Genomic DNA, 16,778 nt, shown 5'->3' on the forward strand with positions numbered 1-16,778 from the left:
TAATTGAATTCCCCCGAAAAAAAACTTGGAAATAATTTTATAAATACGCCAAACCTATTAAAGTTTAGAATGGAACATAAACAAATTTACAAAAAACACATATTCTTTTATTTGAATTAAAATATGATGCAGGTATTAAAAAACTAACGGAGTACATATCAATATGTATATAATTTAAATTTCTCTGTTATAGATATAGATATAGATATAGATATAGTAGGGATAAAAGTATTTTACGATCAAAAGAAATAATAAATTAAAAAAACGGTGTATGAAAATATATGTATTGATCGGCTTGTTTTTTTCAATTTTGCTTCACTCGCAGAATTCTAACCAGCAGGTAATAAAGGAAAAGATTAAGCAACTTAAAAATATAGATCCAGATAGTAAAATTAAGGGAAAAAATATCATTTTACTATCCAACGAAATCTATCATATTTCAAAAAATGCGGGATATAAAAAAGGGATGTTGACAGCCTTACTGAGCCAAGCAGTGCTATATGGAAACATAGGGGATACTAATCAATGCTTGAAGGCCACTGAAGAAGGACTTGGCCTAGGTAAAGAATTAAAGGCCTATGGAGAATATACCTCATTGCTGGCACTAAAAGCCGGAGCATTGTTAAATGCAGGAAATTATCTTGATTCTCGGATTAATTTTTCAAGAGCATTGGAATATTCTGAATTGATAAAGGATAAAGATGAAGCGCATTCTATAAAAAGCTATATCTATAATTACCTTGTAAATTATGCATCATTTTTAGATAAGGAATCTGATAATAGTATCTATGAAGATTCTATATTAATTTTTGCTAAAAAGAGCTATGAAGAATCATTGCAAATGTCAGTAAGAGGTGGTGCTCGTAGAGAAAAAATTGTTGCAAACTCTGCTATAACGTTAGGGCAGATTTATATAGACATGAAGGATTTTAAAAAGGCTGAAGTATATGTAAATATAGGAGAAAAGCATATTGATACTAATAATAAATCTCTATTAGGAAGATTATATTATACTAAAGGATGCCTGAAATTTGAGAATGGAGATAAGGAAAAGGCATTGGAATATTATGAAAAAGCTCTTACATTATCACTAGAGGCTCATTATACAGGACTTACGATGTCCATCTATGAAAGCTTACTGGAGTATTATAGGGAGACAAAAGATGTTAAGAATGAATTATATTATCTAAATAAAAGCAAGAAATTAAATGACAGCTTTTCCAAAATTAATAGGAATGCCCTGATAACACAAAGCAGGCATGATATTAATTTACTGTACCAACAGCAATCGGATAATAACACTTGGAAGATTTTGCTGATCGCATCCGGAGGTACTTTGGGTGCTCTCCTCTCATTTTACTTTTATCGAAAACAAAGAAAGAAAAATGCAGCAATACACATTGATACAAGGGTTGATTCATCAAAAAATAGGATCGATGAAGATAAGATTGCACTCTTGCTGAAATTGGCCAGGAATAATGACAAGCAATTTTTAATCGTTTTTAAGGAAATATATGCCGACTTGTATAAAGAGCTATTAAAATTTCAGGAATTAACAGCTGCGGATTTGGAAATGTGTGCGTATCTTACCCTTAATATCCAGACTAAGGAAATAGCCACCTATAAGAAAATATCCATTGGTGCTGTAGACAACAGGAAATACAGAATAAGAAAAAAACTCAATTTACTTCCTGAAACCGATCTTTATAAATGGATTGATACAATTAGAAAAGAATAACTATTTTTCAACGAGCTTCCCTGATAACAATTACTTGCAACGAGCAATTTTTTATTATAGTGCAGGCCTTATGGTCTGCCCTGACTTAAGGCTATATTGATTATTAGGTTTATTCTTCATACCTCCCCTGAATAGATGCCCTCCGGTTACTCCTTTCGAATAGGGCAATTTCACAAGCACATAAAAATGATGGTTTAGGATGGGATCTATTATATCAGTGAAATATTGTTCTGCTTTTGCTCTGTTTTCTATAATGTCTTTATCATTTCCCACATCAAAAGTTTTTAGGGCTTCAAACTTAGGATAATATTCTCTATAAACTGCATCCCATTCCATACCGTCGCTTCTTTTCTGCTTATAGAAGTAATGATCTCTTTCATCCATTACTTTCCAGAATACATTAAATAGATCGGTATAGGATTTTATAGTATTGGTGGTATATCTTGTTGGTTCTGCTGTCGAAAGTTCAGCTTCTGTTACACAGGAATAAAGAGGCATAGCAGATATAAATAGACCTAAACAAAGCATTATTGTTTTGCTAAAATTAATTGACATGTTTATTTAATTTCAATATTTTTTTGTGAAGGTATGGAATGGTGATTCGTACTGCATGGGGTACGATCTAATAATTCCTAATGACATTTCTAATATATTCTAACTGATCAGTTGGAAAACGAATTAGGTATAAATTATTAAGAATAATACTTTCATAATGAGATGTTTGTTTTTAATCTTAAGGGCCTTGAAATGCTATCTAAAGTATTGTTAAATTAATATAAAAACGCTTTTTTCATGTATGCTATATACGAAAATCGCCCATGAAATGTGCTTTTATTGAATACGTGAGATAATATGAGCTGGTATGTTAGAAAACGGTATGTGTAAAATATTTTACGTGTTCTATTTCTTTATACTTTTGACATGAACTTGTTTTAAAAAGAGAGTTTTTTATCGATTTGGTTACTCTCTTTTACCAGGCAAAGCAGTAAGCTTCCTTTTTTTTTCATATTTATCCTTACAGCTAACGTAAGCCTTTGCCTGGATTTTTTCATAATCTTTTAAAATAGGTTAAACTAATAATGGAGTAGTCATCTTTCTAAATGTAAAGATGTTTATCAATTGATTCCTCATTAAGAATACCAATTAAAAAAAGGATTTTAAAAAGGAACTTTCACAATATTGAATTTTACAAAATAAAAAATACATTGATAGTAGTATAAATGACTAATAAATTACTTTTAAACGCGGTAAATTGCCATATAATAGATAGTGTTAGAATGGGTATTAGTAATTGTTAGTCTGGTTTTGAAAGATGAATTTATATAACGAATACTTTTGTACATGAAATTTTCTATATCGATTTGTGCTCTTAGGGCATTAGTTTTATTTTAAAGAATATTCGATAATGTTAAAGCAAAGTGAATGAATTTTAAGATAATTTAATTATTACACGATGAAATCTTTAAAGGAGATTATTGTAGAGAATATAAAATTAGATATAGTCTGGTATTTATAAAACATAAACAAAAAAATATTTATTATGAAAAATGTAATATTAGGTGTCTCAGTACTATTATTGGCAAGCTGTGCTTCACAAACAACGCAAAGCCAAGGCAGTTTAAATGAAAACGAAAGAAATATGGAATTCATTCAGCAAAGATCAAATGAAGCAGCGGGTAAGAATATCTATCAAGGTTCAGGGTTGCAAATTTTCAAAAGCAAATAATTTATAGTGAAAAAAAGACAACTATTCGATATTATAAAAAACTATATCATGAGAAACCAATTTTTCATTTTGTCAATATTACTTTTTATACTTACCATTTGTGTAGGGTTCCTCATTAATTATTTTAGTATTCAATCACATAGTGAAAAAAACAAAATTGCTAATAATGAGCATTCGATTCATATTGGTCTGTTGACAGAAAAAAGTACAAAAACAAAGAAAGAAAAAGAACTACTGTTTTCTAATGAATTTACAACATCTTTTACTTCAAAAAAAGGATTAATCTTAGTGAATGCAGATCTAAATGGAAATAAAAGGAAATTTTTATTAGATAGCGGTCTGGGAAGTGATTTAATTTTGAACTCAGAGGTCAAGCATATCGGACGTCTTCAAGATTCTGAAAATCATCTTAATGGAATAGGAGGAGAGTCTGAAAATTTACAAACGACATGGATAAATTCATTTTCTTGGATGGGAATAAATTTCAAAAATGCTCAAGTCAATGCATTACCTCTTTCCAATATCATGACTAATGAAAATGATGATTTTGCAGGAATAATAGGATTTGGTGCTTTCAGTAATTATCAATTAACTTTAGATTATAGATGTAATATATTAAAAGCAACTAAAAAGAAAGACCTAGTTAAAGAAGCAAAAGAAAATGGTGAACTTCTTACCACTATATTGTTTAAATTCGAACAGCACATGCCAGTATTTGGGGTTGAAATTAACGGATTTAAGTATAAAATGGCTCTTGATACAGGAGCAACCATCAACCTGATTAATTCGAAACATTTTAAAAATTTAGAAAAAGCAGTAGTTGATCTTAAAGAGTCTAATGTCAACGGTATTAGTGGAAAGACTACTTCAAAAAAAGGACTTATTAAGCATACTAAAATTAACAATATTAGCTATGATAATATGATGTACTGTTTTGATTCCTCATCTTTAAAAAATTTGAATACTAAATATGGACTTGGGATCGATGGGATCTTGGGATATGAATTTCTAAAACAAAACATTACAGTAATTGATTTTATCTCAAAGGAAATTCGGGTCTATGATGGTAACTTTATTAATCCAAAGAGTCAAGAGAATATAGATAAGATTAAACATACCGCATAGCTTTAGTACTTTCATAAAGGACTCTAGTCATTAAGCAAAACAGGATAGAATTATCTTATACTAAACAACATACTTTTCAAATAAATTGAGCAATAGCTTTTATTAAGTAAAAAATTATCAGGCAAAGCCGTCAACAGAATGGTTAGGTTAGAAGTAATTAATAATATTAATTGGCTTTGTCTGATCTTTTATTAATATTCATGGTATCCAATAACTTGAAAAATTGCTATTACCTATAGTTTTCTAAATGTGTTTTTATACCAGGTAAAGTCAAACTGCATTTCAATTTTTTATTAAATCTTTACCTGGTTTTAAAATATAAAAATAAAAATCATTGAATCTTATTGTCTCTACAAATAATATATTGAGTATGGATGATAGATTTGTTAAGTGCTTGATATTGAATGCTTGTTAGATAATGTTAGATGACATGTTAGTAAATGATATGTCATTTTTTTTGAAATAAGGTGGCGCTGTAATATTTTTGGCAAAAAGAAAAATAATGAAAAATATTACTTGTTTTATCATATTTAGGGTGGTAGCTTAATTCCATAGATACTTATGAATTAGATGTAAAATGTATAGATAAAATAAGAACAAGTAAAATGATATGATACTGAAAATTAAGGAAATGAATAAAACACTATTTGGATTTACGGTTTTAATTTCGGGAATTTGCTTTTCGCAACAGATTAAATTTGAAGAATATGACCTTCCGAACGGTCTCCATGTAATTCTTCATCAGGATAATACAGCACCGGTTGTTACTACCGGAGTCATGTATCATGTAGGCTCAAAGGATGAAATAAAAGGGCGAAGTGGTTTTGCCCACTTCTTTGAACATCTTTTATTTGAGGGAACGCCAAACATCAAAAGAGGTGAATGGTCTAAAATAGTTGCTGCCAACGGAGGACGAAATAATGCAAATACCACACAGGATAGAACCTATTATTATGAGACATTTCCTTCAAACAGTGAACAGCTTGGTCTTTGGATGGAAGCAGAAAGAATGCGCCATGCCGTAATCAATCAAATTGGGGTGGATACCCAAAGGGAGGCGGTAAAGGAAGAGAAGAGAATGCGTATGGACAATGCCCCATATGGAGGGATTTCTTATAACACCGCCGTGAACCCACATGTCTTTAATAAACATCCCTATAACGGAAGTTTCATTGGGTCTATGGAGGACTTGAATGCAGCACAGTTAGATGAATTTCTGGCTTTTTATAAAAAATATTATATTCCAAATAATGCGACGTTAGTGGTAGCCGGGGATATTAAGCCTGAGCAGACTAAGAAATGGATTGAGCTGTATTATGGAGGTATTCCAAAAGGAATGGTAACTTCTAAAGAATTCCCTAAGGAGGATCCTATTGTTCAGGAAAAAGAAGTTACGGAAATAGACCAGAATATTCAATTACCGGCCTATGTTTTTGCGTACAGAGTACCTGGGAATAAAGAGAAAGATGCTTATACCCTTGATATGCTTTCTTCTTATTTAAGTGATGGAAAATCTTCAGTTTTAAAATATAAACTGATAGACCAAGATAAAAAGGCCTTAGATGTAGGGATTTTGAATACTACAATGGAGGATTACGGAGTTTTTAGAATTCATGCCATTCCTATGGGGCAAACGACCAGACAAACTTTACAGGCTGACATTGATGAGGAAATCAAAAAATTGCAGACTACGTTGATTACTCAGGAAGATTATCAAAAGCTTCAAAACATATTTGAGAACCAATTTGTAAATCAAAACTCAAGTGTTGAGGGAATTGCTGCTTCATTGGCTACCAATCATGTATTGATGGGCAACACCAATTTGATCAATAAAGGAATTGACATCTACAGATCTATCACAAGACAGGATCTGCAGAACGCGGCTAAGAAATATTTAAATTCCAATCAAAGAGTAATCATTAATTACGTTCCTGAAAAGAAATAATTATTTCAACATTTTATGTTTAAAGATGATTATTAAAAATTAAATTTTTACAAATGAAAAAGCAATTAACATATATAGCTGCGGCGTTTTTTTTCGCAGGAACAATTTCCGCACAAAAAATTGATCTTAATGCAATGCCGAAGCCGGGACCCACTCCTGCAATCAATATTGCTAAACCAAAAACTTTTCAACTGAGCAACGGTCTTACGGTAATGGTTGTGGAAAATAATAAATTACCAAGAGTAAATACCACGCTTTCTATGGACAGACCTCCGTTCAATGAAGGAAACTTAATGGGGGTAGCCTCTATTATGGCCCAACAGCTGGAAAATGGTACTGCTCATTTAAGCAAAGAGGATTTTAACAAAAAGCTGGATTATCTGGGAGCGAATGTAAGTTTTTCTTCCGATGGTGCTTTTGCGAACTCTCTTTCAAAATATTTTCCGGAAGTATTAGGGCTGATGGCAGACGCGATCATCAATCCAAAATTCTCTGATGAAGAAATTCAGAATTCAAAAGAAAGAGCTTATGAAGCATTGAAATCTGGAGAGAAAAATGCTTCTGCCATTGCTTCAAAAGTTTCCAATGCACTAATGTATGGTAAAAATACAGCTATAGGGGGATTTCCAACCGTGGAATCTATTCATAAGATTCAGCTAGCGGATGTGCAGGATGTTTATAAAAAATATTACGCTCCGGACAATGCCTATTTAGTCGTCGTGGGAGATGTGAAATTTGACCAGGTAAAAGCATTGGTTGAAAAAGCTTTCAGTGGATGGAAAAAAGCGAATACACCGGCTGCTGTTCTGGAGCCAGCTTCCAATCTATCCAAAACAGAGATCAATGTAGTAGATGTGCCTTCTGCAGTACAGTCGGTAGTCTCAGTAAGCAACTTGAATAATCTTAAAATGAAAGACCCGATCTACTTTGCGGCTACAATTGCTAATTACATCTTAGGCGCAGGGATGAATGGAAGACTTACCATGAATCTTCGTGAGAAAAATGGATTCACTTACGGAGCCGGATCCTCATTGAATGCAGATAAGTATTCTTCAGATTTCTCTGCTGGTGCAAGTGTAAGAAATGAGGTTACTGATAAGGCCGTGAAAGAGTTCATGAATGAACTTAATGCGATCTCTACCGTAAAACCAGAAGAACTTGAAAGCGCTAAGGCTTTATTAAAAGGAAGTTTCATTATGTCTCTAGAACAGCCGGAAACTATTGCGAAATTTGCCTTAAATCAGAAAGTTCAGGATCTGCCTTCTGATTTCTACACGAATTACCTAAAATCAATTGATAAAGTAACGGTAGCAGATATTTCCAACGCAGCAAAAGCTACGATCTTACCCAACCAAAGCAGAATCTTTATCGCCGGTAAAGCTTCTGATATTTCTGAAGGACTTGAAAAATTAGGATATCCGGTAAAGTATTATGATCAAAATGCTGAACTGGTGAAAAAATAAAAAGTTGGGTTTTGTACTATTCTAAGCCTAAAGGAAAAAGAATGTTTCCTGGCTTGTAACGAATGAGACAGCTCACTGCTTTATAATACTTAGCCTCCTTTATTTCACAATCTTTATATCACACAAATGATGGAAAAGGGAGGCTATTTTATTAATGAATAGGTTTTTTTCAGGATGATGAACGAGTATAGAATTTCTAAAACTACATGATATAAATGGATCAACAAATACAGCAAATAGATAAGAAGCCTGATTTTATCCGGATTTATAATGATATTATAAAAAAGTATCCTGATAAGATGAAAGTTTGTGACCATCTGTTGAAAAAAACAAATTTATCATCTTTTGAAATCATTCAATTGAATACGCTCATATTCGGAGAGGATGATAATAAAGCTGATGCCTTTAATAAGAACCATCGCTGTTATGAAAAGTGTGATGTTATATACATTTTGGAGGAACAAAAAAGGAGAAAACTTAATAATACCCAAGTAGCAAAATATTATGGAATAAGCAGAAATACGATTGCCAAATGGAAAAAGAGTTTTCTTAATAAAAAGTGAATCAAATATACCATTTCATTACATCCACGAAATAAAATATAATTTTCAAGATGGGATCATAAGTTTATCGGTTCTGTTTCGACTGAAAAAAATTCTATAGATTATTAAATGAAAATAATACTGATATTCATTGGCTTGTTTGTTTCTGAGATCCTATTTTCTCAACAAACGGTTAATGGCATTATTACAGATGAGAGTGGTATTCGTTTAAGTTCGGTCGTGGTCATTAATATATCTGCCAATACAAAGATAGTCAGTAATTCATTGGGCGAATTTTCTATTGGTGCGTCAAAGAATGATGAATTAAGGTTTATTCTTCCGGGATATGAAAGACTTTCCAAAATAGTTACTGAAGACCACCGGAACGCTCTATTGCCCATAACTCTTTTTAAAGTCATTGAAGAAATTGAAGAGGTTAAGGTGTATAAAAAGCTGACAGGCGATCTATCAAAGGATTCCAAAATATTGACTAAGGTAGATCAAGGTAAAATCATTCAAAAGGCGGTTGGACTGCCTCAGCCGGTTGGTAAAATGAGAGAAAAGCCTGCTGAAATAAAAGAAGTGTTACTTCCAATGCTGTTGGGAAATTTAAATGTGCAAGGAGTGTATGATCTTATTAGTGGTAAGGCCCGAAAGCAAAAAATAATATACAAATACGAAGATTTACAGGAGGATATTGCCTGGATAAGGAATAGAGTGGAGGACGATTATTTTGTGAAAACAGGTATTCCAAAGGATAAAATTTCAGATTTTATAGAGTTTTCTTTTTATACAAAACCCCAAGTAAGAAGATACGTTAAGGCTAAAAGCCTGTCAGGAGCAGTATTGGGATTTGAAGATGTGGTACCTATATATCTTGAGAGAATGAACAAAGGATGAAAATTGATATAAAATACTAAACAAATAGCCCAGAATTTCTTGTAAAATATGAAGTAAGCAAAATAAAAAATGCACGGAAATAGTCCGTGCAATTTTTATAGGTAACGTATGTTATTTGGTGGAAATATACTTTATAGCGGCTTCCAAAACCCTATCTACAAATGTTTTTGGAGAATTTTTCATTTCCAGCAGTTCTGCATCTGAAGGCGGAGTAACATAAATATCCGGCTTGATGCCAATTCCCTCAATAACTTCGCCTTTTGCATCTTTATGGGCCATTACCGGCATATAAAAACTCAAATATCCTGCTACCTTGTCTTGAGTTCCCCCATTGAATTCATCTGACCCTGTTAATGCAGCAAGCCCTCCTGCGCTATAATCTCCTACAGAAATAACATGAGATCCCTGGCTTTTTAACATTAATGTTGATATTTCGGACATGCTCACGCTTCCTCTATCAGTTAAAATAACAGTCGGAATATTGGAAGGAATTCCAAATTTATGGGGATTGGTATGCATAGGTACCCATGGAGTATAATTAAACCTACCGGTACCTTCTTTTGTTCTTTGATAGCCGGCCAGAGCATTTTGTGTGATGAAACGATCGGTCCAGAATCTTGCATCTGCTATAGCACCACCGCCGTTTGCTCTTAGGTCAATGATGATTTTTTTAATTTCTCCTTTATGCAGTGCATTAAGAAATTGTTTGTAGAAAGGAGCTTTATCAATTATTCCCTGTGCTGCATTCTGAAACGAGGTTAGTCCATACCCCCATTTAACATGATTATCCATCTGGCTTATAAACCAGACTATGTAGGCTTGGCTTTCGGTGGTCAATACATCAGCCGGATAAGTGCTGGCTTTGTTATAAGCAACTAATTTTTTTGACTCTTCTAATGATTTTTTGGTAACATCTAAAAAAGCATCTGATATGACTTCAGTATCCTTAAAGGTACTGATGTAATTATTAAAGGATTTCACTTCAGCAGAATTGGGAAAAGTATTCCACTGGTTTAATATATCTATTGTGAAATTTTCAACTTTACTTCTTAAAGCGGCATCACTGATTGAATTTAGTTCTGCTGAATTTTTGATGATATCCGATGTTAACACAAGTCCATGGCCGGGATCAGGTTTCAAATAAGCATCCAGAAGATTAATTTTAAGAGCCTCAGATAAACGAAACATATTAAAACTGAAATAATAAGTATCTGGGTTAGATTTTAAACTTCCCATTTGATAAGTAAAGGTCGATTTAGTTCCATCCGGATTGTTTAAGACGGTGTTTTCACTTTTTGCATCAGCCCCAAGCTTGTCAGCCATATAAGTTGTTTTCACTTTAAAGTCGTACTGATTATTAGCAGGAGTCTTCATTCCTCCTCTGAATCTAAATGTTCCCTGAACTCCTTTTGAATAAGGCAATGTTATATCAACTGCAAAGTGGCGGTCTATAATAGGATCTACGATATCAGTGAAATACTGCCTTGCTATTTTTTGATTTTCTATGATATCCTTATCATTACCTGTGTTAAAAGCCTGTAATGCTTCAAACTTAGGATAATATTCTCTGTAAACAGCGTCCCAATCCATTCCATCATTTCTTTTCTGCTCATAAAAATAATTATACCGCTGATCCATTACTGTCCAGAATACCTTAAAAAGGTCTGCATAGGATTTTATATCACTGGCGGTATACCTTGTGGGTTCTGTTGTTGAAAGGTCATCTTCTGCTACACAGGAATTAAAAGTGGTAGCCGCTGTAAGAATTCCAAGAATAAGAATCGCTTTTTTACTAAAGTTTCTTGTCATAGTATGTTTATTTTTAATGTATTAATGAAGTAGAGGAGCCTTAATTGAACTTATAAGCCACACCAAGTGAAATCATATAAGATCTTGTTGTCATTTTTTGATTTTTATCTGCTTGTGCTTTATTAATATCAGAAAGTCCATATTGATAGTTGTAAGCGGCATGAAGATCAAACTTCTTGAATGAGTACCCTAATTGAGCCTGACCCTGCAGTCCATAACCAAATCTGTTGAGCTGGTTTTCATTCTTCTCAAAGTCATAAGTATCTGAGACTTGTATGTAATTGAAACTGCCATTTTCCTGAAGCTCTCCTATAACAGGATACTGCCCCTCTCTTTTCATTCTCAGCCAGTATTCGGTATACATACCTCCAGCCAGTTTAATCCATACCCCTTGGCTTTCATGTGGATTATTGAGAATATATCCGCCTACCAGTAAAGGAAAGGCCAGAAAATCATTATTGTATTTTGTAAACCAACCGGACCGGCTTCCTGTTCTTTCATATTGGTAATTTTTTTGCAGATAGGATACCCCCGTAGAAACAAAAAGAGATTTCCAAAACAGATATTCTCCAGAAAGATTTATTCCAAAACCGTAGCGGGTTGTGTATCTGGAATCCACTAGGTTAGACAGATTAGCATTCATAGCAGTATAGGTATAACCGCCATCAACCGCTATTTTGAGCTTATTTTGGTTTTGAGCAGATAAACCTAAGCTGGCTGAAGAAAATAAGCAAAGGCATAACGCCTTACATAAAGTTTTGTTCATAGACTTTTTTTTAATGTATTGTTAGAAAAAATATTTTTAGCACTCATTTTAATTTTTAATTAGTGGTAAAAAATTTTAGGTCAAGATATTGGATGTTAACCCCTACTGTATAAAATGCCGTCTAATAATTACTAATAGAATCTCTACTATTATCTAATGATTGTTATAAACCTATTGTAATTGATTTGTCTATGCGTGTTGTTTGTCTAGAAAGAAACAATATGTGGGCGTCTGGAATACAGCAAAAGATTCTCAGAACGGCTTTAGGAAAGCTTAGGTTGATGATCTGTTGCCGACTTTTAAACATTGAATTAATAATATAGAAGAAAAAATAAATCAACAAAAGAAAGAGATGGATTTGAACTTAAGAGTAATTGGATAAGTACTTACTTGTTTGGCTAAAAACCGGAAATACACAAAATTCAGTAAGAGAGAATACATGCTGAATATGCTGATTTCGTAAGATATTTAAGCGGTTTTTAGGATGGAAACTCTGTTTTATTGCAGATGATGAGATAATGGGAGATAGGGTATTAAGAAATGATATATACATTGTTTTTTTTCAAGCTTCCCTTCCCTGTACTTTTGAGCAACTTAAAAGAATATTTAAGTTAATTTAAATAGTGTTTTTTTTTATCAGGCAAAGTAGTGTTTTTTTTCATGAATATTATTAGTTACTTATCCCAACCCTTTGCCTGGTTTTACAATGTTAAAAAGTATATCATACTGATTTGCATCCTGCTCAATATAGGAACTACAGTGTATCCTGAGGATGAACTAAAAAGATAAGATTTTATATTATATACTAAAAATGAAAAAAATAATAGTAGCCGCTTTTTTTTTAACAGCTTGTAATTTAGCGATTGCACAGCAGAGACCAAATGATAAAGAGAATACAGGAAGAGATTTAATGACATGGTATCATAAAGATTTTAAATCTTCAAAAGTATATGGTGTCAATACAGAAAATGCTTACAAATATTTAGAGTCTAAAGGACTGAGTCCTAAAAAAATTGTTGTTGGGGTCTTGGATAGTGGAGTTCAGGTTGATCATCCGGGCCTCGTTAAAAATCTATGGACTAATCCGAATGAAGTTCCCGGCAATGGGAAAGATGATGATGGGAATGGTTTTGTAGATGATATACACGGCTGGAATTTTATTGGGGGTAAAAACGGAGATATTGACGTAGACAATTTAGAAGTAACGAGGGTTGTAAAAACATACAAAGAAATATTTGAAGGAGAAGAATCTGCTATCAATAAGGATAATCAATCTAAAATGCCGGAAGACTTTGCCATGTATATAAAAGCTAAAGAACTTTATGACAATAAGAGCCCTCAGGTAATACAACATGTAAAAACATATACACTCCTTAAGGAACTTATTCCAAACATGGTTCGTTTATTAGGTGGAAAATCTGTAACGGCTGAAAATATAAAAGAAATAAAAACTCCTACAGATCAAAAGGATGCTATGGCTCTGGAGTATCTGACAAAGTTTTCTAAGAATGCTAAAATTGAAAATTTATCACCCACAGAGTTTGAAAAAATAATAGGAGACTGGGTGAATAAAAATATTGAAAATACCTCTTCCAAAGAGAAGCATTATAATATTAATTATGATCCAAGAGCGGAAATTGTTGGAGATGATTATAACAATTACTCCGAAAAATATTATGGGAATAACCATTACGAAGGACCGGATGCAGAACATGGTACCCACGTTGCCGGAATTATTGCCGGATCTCCGCAAGGGGACGAAATTCAGTATGGTGTAGCTGAAAAAGTGGCCAAAATAATGACCGTTAGGATTGTTCCCAATGGAGATGAAAGAGATAAAGATGTTGCCAATGCCGTCAGATATGCTGTTGATAATGGAGCTAAAATTTTGAATATGAGTTTTGGTAAACCAATTTCTCCGGGAAAAGAGGTGGTCTGGGATGCATTTAAATATGCTGAAAGTAAAGGAGTTCTTTTGGTGAAAGCTGCAGGAAACGAAAATGAAGATATTGGTATACACCCTGCATATCCAACGAATTTTAAGAATCCAACAGATACTATACCATTGGTAAATAACGTTATTGTTGTGGGGGCAAGCACAAATAGAAATAACGAGTTGAGAGCTAATTTCTCAAACTTCAATAAAAGCAGAGTCAATGTATTTGCACCTGGTGAAGAAATCTATTCAACAGTTCCAAAAAGTAAATATGCCTATCTCCAGGGAACTTCAATGGCATCTCCGGTAGTCGCTGGAGCGGCTGCAGTTTTATTGGCCTACATGCCCAATTTGAAGCCTCATCAAATCATTGAAGCCTTAGTGAAATCAAGTAATTCCAATACAGAAAATAAGTTTGATAGTTTTTCACAGGCTGGAGGAGTTATTGATATGGAGAAAGCTGCAATATATGCATACACCCATTACTATAAAGATGCAGGACAGTATAAAAAAAGTAAAAAACAAAAAGATAAGATTAAAAAAAAAGTGATTATTTAATTTAATATATTTTTTATCAGGCAAAGTAATAGAGTTCTTTTTTTATATCCAAATCTTTGTCTGATTTTTAAATAGTACATAAGGTAATGAGGTGGAAATGATGTAATTTTACAAGGTGTGTTAATTTTACAATGAGGAGACGGTCTTTTGAGACCGTCTCTATTTATGGTATTACGTTGGTGATCTACAATTTTTTGGCTTGCTGATCAAACCTGACAAAGGAGTTTCATTTTAAAGAATTTTTATAAACCACTTTGTCAAATGATCCCTCCGCAGGATGGGAATTCTCACTCTTTAGGGTATTATTTTAAGAGAAATCGGATGTTTTTTTTACTTAAAAGAACTTAATTGTTAAAATTGTTGTACCTTTTATAGTTATAAAAAAGTTTAAACAACTTGAATAGTCATTTTCTCGTAAAATTGATATTGTTTCTTAAAACCTAGAATAGGCACATACTAGATTTTAAAATAAAACGAATCGTTAATGAACATCATAGCTGTTTTTGTGGTATAGATTTTTTTATAGTGAGTAATTATTTGTCTTTTGGGTTATGTCAAGGTAAATTCTTGTATTTTTATAGAGCTTTCCTTATTAATCTAAATTTTGTTTTGATCTGACTTTTGATTGGAAATTTCGTATCGAAATGTCTACATAAATTAAATTTGTAAAAAATATGAGATTCTATTTATTAATTTATTTTTTTATTCCATTTTTTTCCTTTACACAAAATTTGCATACCCAGATAATAGAGGATAAGATAAAACAGCTTAAAGGTCGGGAAGCTGAAAATAAATTTGAAGAAAAAGAATTGATTGCGCTTTACAATGAGCTTTATTACATGTCCAAAGAAAAAGATCATAAGAAAGGAATGCTTACTGCATTGACTGGCTTGGCTGTTATTTATTCGAATAATAATAATCCTCATGAAGGTCTAAAGGTTATTGGTGAAGGAATTATTTTGGCTAAACAACTGAACAGTTATATTGATTATACTTCACTATTGGATTGTAAAGGCAGAGCCTTATTGGAAGCTGGAAATTACTCCGATTCCCGTATAAATTTTTCGAAAGCTCTTAAAATGTCTGATCTGATAAAAGATAAGGATACGATGAATGGTCTTAAAACAATAGTTTTTAATTCTCTCTCAAGATATGCCGAAATATTAGATAACGAAATTAGTACTGCCGGTTATGGAGATTCTCTATTGTATTTTGGAAAACAGGGCTATGAAGCATCAATAAAAATATCTGAAAAATTTCCCAAAAGAAAATTTATTGTTGGTCAGTCTGCATTATTATTAGGAGTTGCCTATTTGAGAAAAGGGAATGTTGTAGATGGGAATAAATATTTTGATATCGCTGAAAAATTGTTTATAAGTGATCAAGATAAAAGACCTTTGGCGAATTTTTATAATACGATTGGATACATAAAATTTGAAAAAGGGAATGATGAGCAGGCTCTGGAATACTATAACAAAGCGCTAGACCTAGCAACAAAGTTCCATTCCCCTAGGCTTAGTATAAACATCTACGAAAACCTTATAGAATATTATAAGAAGGCTGGTGATACTAAAAAAGAGCTTTACTATTTGGAGAAAAGTAAAGTGTTGAATGATAGTTTATCTAAAATTCATAAAAAAGCCCTGATAATACAAGGGAAGCATGACGTTAATTTAATCAGTAAACAAAAGGAATCGGTTAGCAGTTTTTTTATCATATTGTTAATAGTAATAATTATTTTGATTGGTGCAATTTCATTTTATTTGTATCGAAAGAATAGGGCTAAAAGGTCTATTGGTAAAGTAGATGTAGATGAGGAGTATCAAAAAAAACAAATTGATGAAGATAAGATTGCGTTGCTATTAACACTGGCTAAAAATAATGACAAGCAGTTTTTAATTATGTTTCAGGACATATTTACAGATTTACACAGGGAACTTTTAAAATTTCCGGAGCTTACAGCTGCAGATTTGGAAATGTGCGCCTACCTTAAGCTCAATATTCAGACTAAAGAAATAGCCACTTATAAAAAGATATCTATTGGAGCTGTAGATAATAGAAAATATAGGATAAGAAAAAAACTCAATTTACTACCAGAGACTGACCTCTATAAATGGATCAATACAATTAACCCCAAATCTGAGTAAATGAATATCAGGGTTTTTAGAAGATATATTATTGAGTATAGGTAAGTTGTATGTCTTCAAAAGAAAATGGACTTTCTCTTAGGGAGTGTTTGTTAGTTTAAAGTTATAATAAAAGTTGATTTC

Annotated in this window: 11 protein-coding genes and 1 pseudogene; 9 read left to right on the top strand and 3 right to left on the bottom strand. The window is 32.6% G+C overall.

Annotated features, from left to right (window positions below; genetic code table 11):
* Positions 1-271 precede the first annotated feature (271 nt).
* Positions 272-1,738, top strand: a complete 1,467-nt coding sequence (locus SCA31_RS22140; protein WP_410699219.1) for a tetratricopeptide repeat protein — start codon at positions 272-274, stop codon at positions 1,736-1,738.
* A 54-nt stretch (positions 1,739-1,792) separates the two neighbouring features.
* On the opposite strand, the gene SCA31_RS22145 is transcribed toward SCA31_RS22140, so the two are convergent.
* Positions 1,793-2,293: a hypothetical protein gene (locus SCA31_RS22145; protein ID WP_410699220.1), complete on the bottom strand. Its 501-nt coding sequence runs from the start codon at positions 2,291-2,293 to the stop codon at positions 1,793-1,795.
* A gap of 985 nt (positions 2,294-3,278) precedes the next feature.
* On the opposite strand from SCA31_RS22145, the gene SCA31_RS22150 reads away from it, so the two are divergent.
* From SCA31_RS22150 to SCA31_RS22175, 6 genes and pseudogenes are all read left to right on the top strand, one after another.
* A complete protein-coding gene (locus SCA31_RS22150) occupies positions 3,279-3,464 on the top strand; it encodes a hypothetical protein (protein WP_410699221.1) in 186 nt (61 codons plus the stop codon).
* Between the two features lie 48 nt (positions 3,465-3,512).
* Entirely contained in the window at positions 3,513-4,589 is a 1,077-nt protein-coding gene (locus SCA31_RS22155) for a retropepsin-like aspartic protease (protein WP_410699222.1), read from the top strand.
* Positions 4,590-5,220: 631 nt separating this feature from the next.
* Positions 5,221-6,534 (top strand): M16 family metallopeptidase, encoded by a 1,314-nt coding sequence (locus tag SCA31_RS22160; RefSeq protein ID WP_410699223.1) that lies wholly within the window; start codon positions 5,221-5,223, stop codon positions 6,532-6,534.
* Positions 6,535-6,587: 53 nt separating this feature from the next.
* Positions 6,588-7,994 (top strand): annotated as a pseudogene (locus SCA31_RS22165) (M16 family metallopeptidase); the annotation flags it as partial.
* A gap of 218 nt (positions 7,995-8,212) precedes the next feature.
* A complete protein-coding gene (locus tag SCA31_RS22170; protein WP_410699224.1) occupies positions 8,213-8,560 on the top strand; it encodes a helix-turn-helix domain-containing protein in 348 nt (115 codons plus the stop codon).
* 108 nt (positions 8,561-8,668) lie between these two features.
* The gene (locus SCA31_RS22175; protein ID WP_410699225.1) at positions 8,669-9,439 is read left to right on the top strand and encodes a carboxypeptidase-like regulatory domain-containing protein; all 771 of its coding nucleotides are present in this window, start codon (positions 8,669-8,671) and stop codon (positions 9,437-9,439) included.
* A gap of 111 nt (positions 9,440-9,550) precedes the next feature.
* Here the strand turns inward: SCA31_RS22175 and SCA31_RS22180 are convergent, their stop codons facing one another.
* Complete coding sequence (locus tag SCA31_RS22180; protein WP_410699226.1) at positions 9,551-11,248, bottom strand: S41 family peptidase; 1,698 nt, start codon at positions 11,246-11,248, stop codon at positions 9,551-9,553.
* Positions 11,249-11,288: 40 nt separating this feature from the next.
* The gene (locus SCA31_RS22185; RefSeq protein WP_410699227.1) at positions 11,289-12,014 is read right to left on the bottom strand and encodes an outer membrane beta-barrel protein; all 726 of its coding nucleotides are present in this window, start codon (positions 12,012-12,014) and stop codon (positions 11,289-11,291) included.
* An 811-nt stretch (positions 12,015-12,825) separates the two neighbouring features.
* Between SCA31_RS22185 and SCA31_RS22190 the strand changes: the two genes are divergently transcribed.
* Positions 12,826-14,508 carry a S8 family serine peptidase gene (locus tag SCA31_RS22190; RefSeq protein WP_410699228.1) on the top strand — a complete coding sequence of 561 codons (1,683 nt, stop codon included), beginning with the start codon at positions 12,826-12,828 and terminating at the stop codon, positions 14,506-14,508.
* A 674-nt stretch (positions 14,509-15,182) separates the two neighbouring features.
* Complete coding sequence (locus SCA31_RS22195) at positions 15,183-16,655, top strand: transcriptional regulator (protein WP_410699229.1); 1,473 nt, start codon at positions 15,183-15,185, stop codon at positions 16,653-16,655.
* The last annotated feature ends 123 nt before the right edge of the window (positions 16,656-16,778 follow it).

The sequence above is a fragment of the Chryseobacterium sp. SIMBA_028 genome (assembly GCF_046535285.1).
GTDB lineage: Bacteria > Bacteroidota > Bacteroidia > Flavobacteriales > Weeksellaceae > Chryseobacterium.

Coding starts and splice junctions, on each gene's coding strand:
- SCA31_RS22160 (WP_410699223.1), top strand. CDS start 5,221: ATGAATAAAACACTATTTGGATTTACGGTTTTAATTTCGGGAATTTGC.
- SCA31_RS22150 (WP_410699221.1), top strand. CDS start 3,279: ATGAAAAATGTAATATTAGGTGTCTCAGTACTATTATTGGCAAGCTGT.
- SCA31_RS22180 (WP_410699226.1), bottom strand. CDS start 11,248: ATGACAAGAAACTTTAGTAAAAAAGCGATTCTTATTCTTGGAATTCTT.
- SCA31_RS22175 (WP_410699225.1), top strand. CDS start 8,669: ATGAAAATAATACTGATATTCATTGGCTTGTTTGTTTCTGAGATCCTA.
- SCA31_RS22190 (WP_410699228.1), top strand. CDS start 12,826: ATGAAAAAAATAATAGTAGCCGCTTTTTTTTTAACAGCTTGTAATTTA.
- SCA31_RS22145 (WP_410699220.1), bottom strand. CDS start 2,293: ATGTCAATTAATTTTAGCAAAACAATAATGCTTTGTTTAGGTCTATTT.
- SCA31_RS22140 (WP_410699219.1), top strand. CDS start 272: ATGAAAATATATGTATTGATCGGCTTGTTTTTTTCAATTTTGCTTCAC.
- SCA31_RS22155 (WP_410699222.1), top strand. CDS start 3,513: ATGAGAAACCAATTTTTCATTTTGTCAATATTACTTTTTATACTTACC.
- SCA31_RS22185 (WP_410699227.1), bottom strand. CDS start 12,014: ATGAACAAAACTTTATGTAAGGCGTTATGCCTTTGCTTATTTTCTTCA.
- SCA31_RS22170 (WP_410699224.1), top strand. CDS start 8,213: ATGGATCAACAAATACAGCAAATAGATAAGAAGCCTGATTTTATCCGG.
- SCA31_RS22195 (WP_410699229.1), top strand. CDS start 15,183: ATGAGATTCTATTTATTAATTTATTTTTTTATTCCATTTTTTTCCTTT.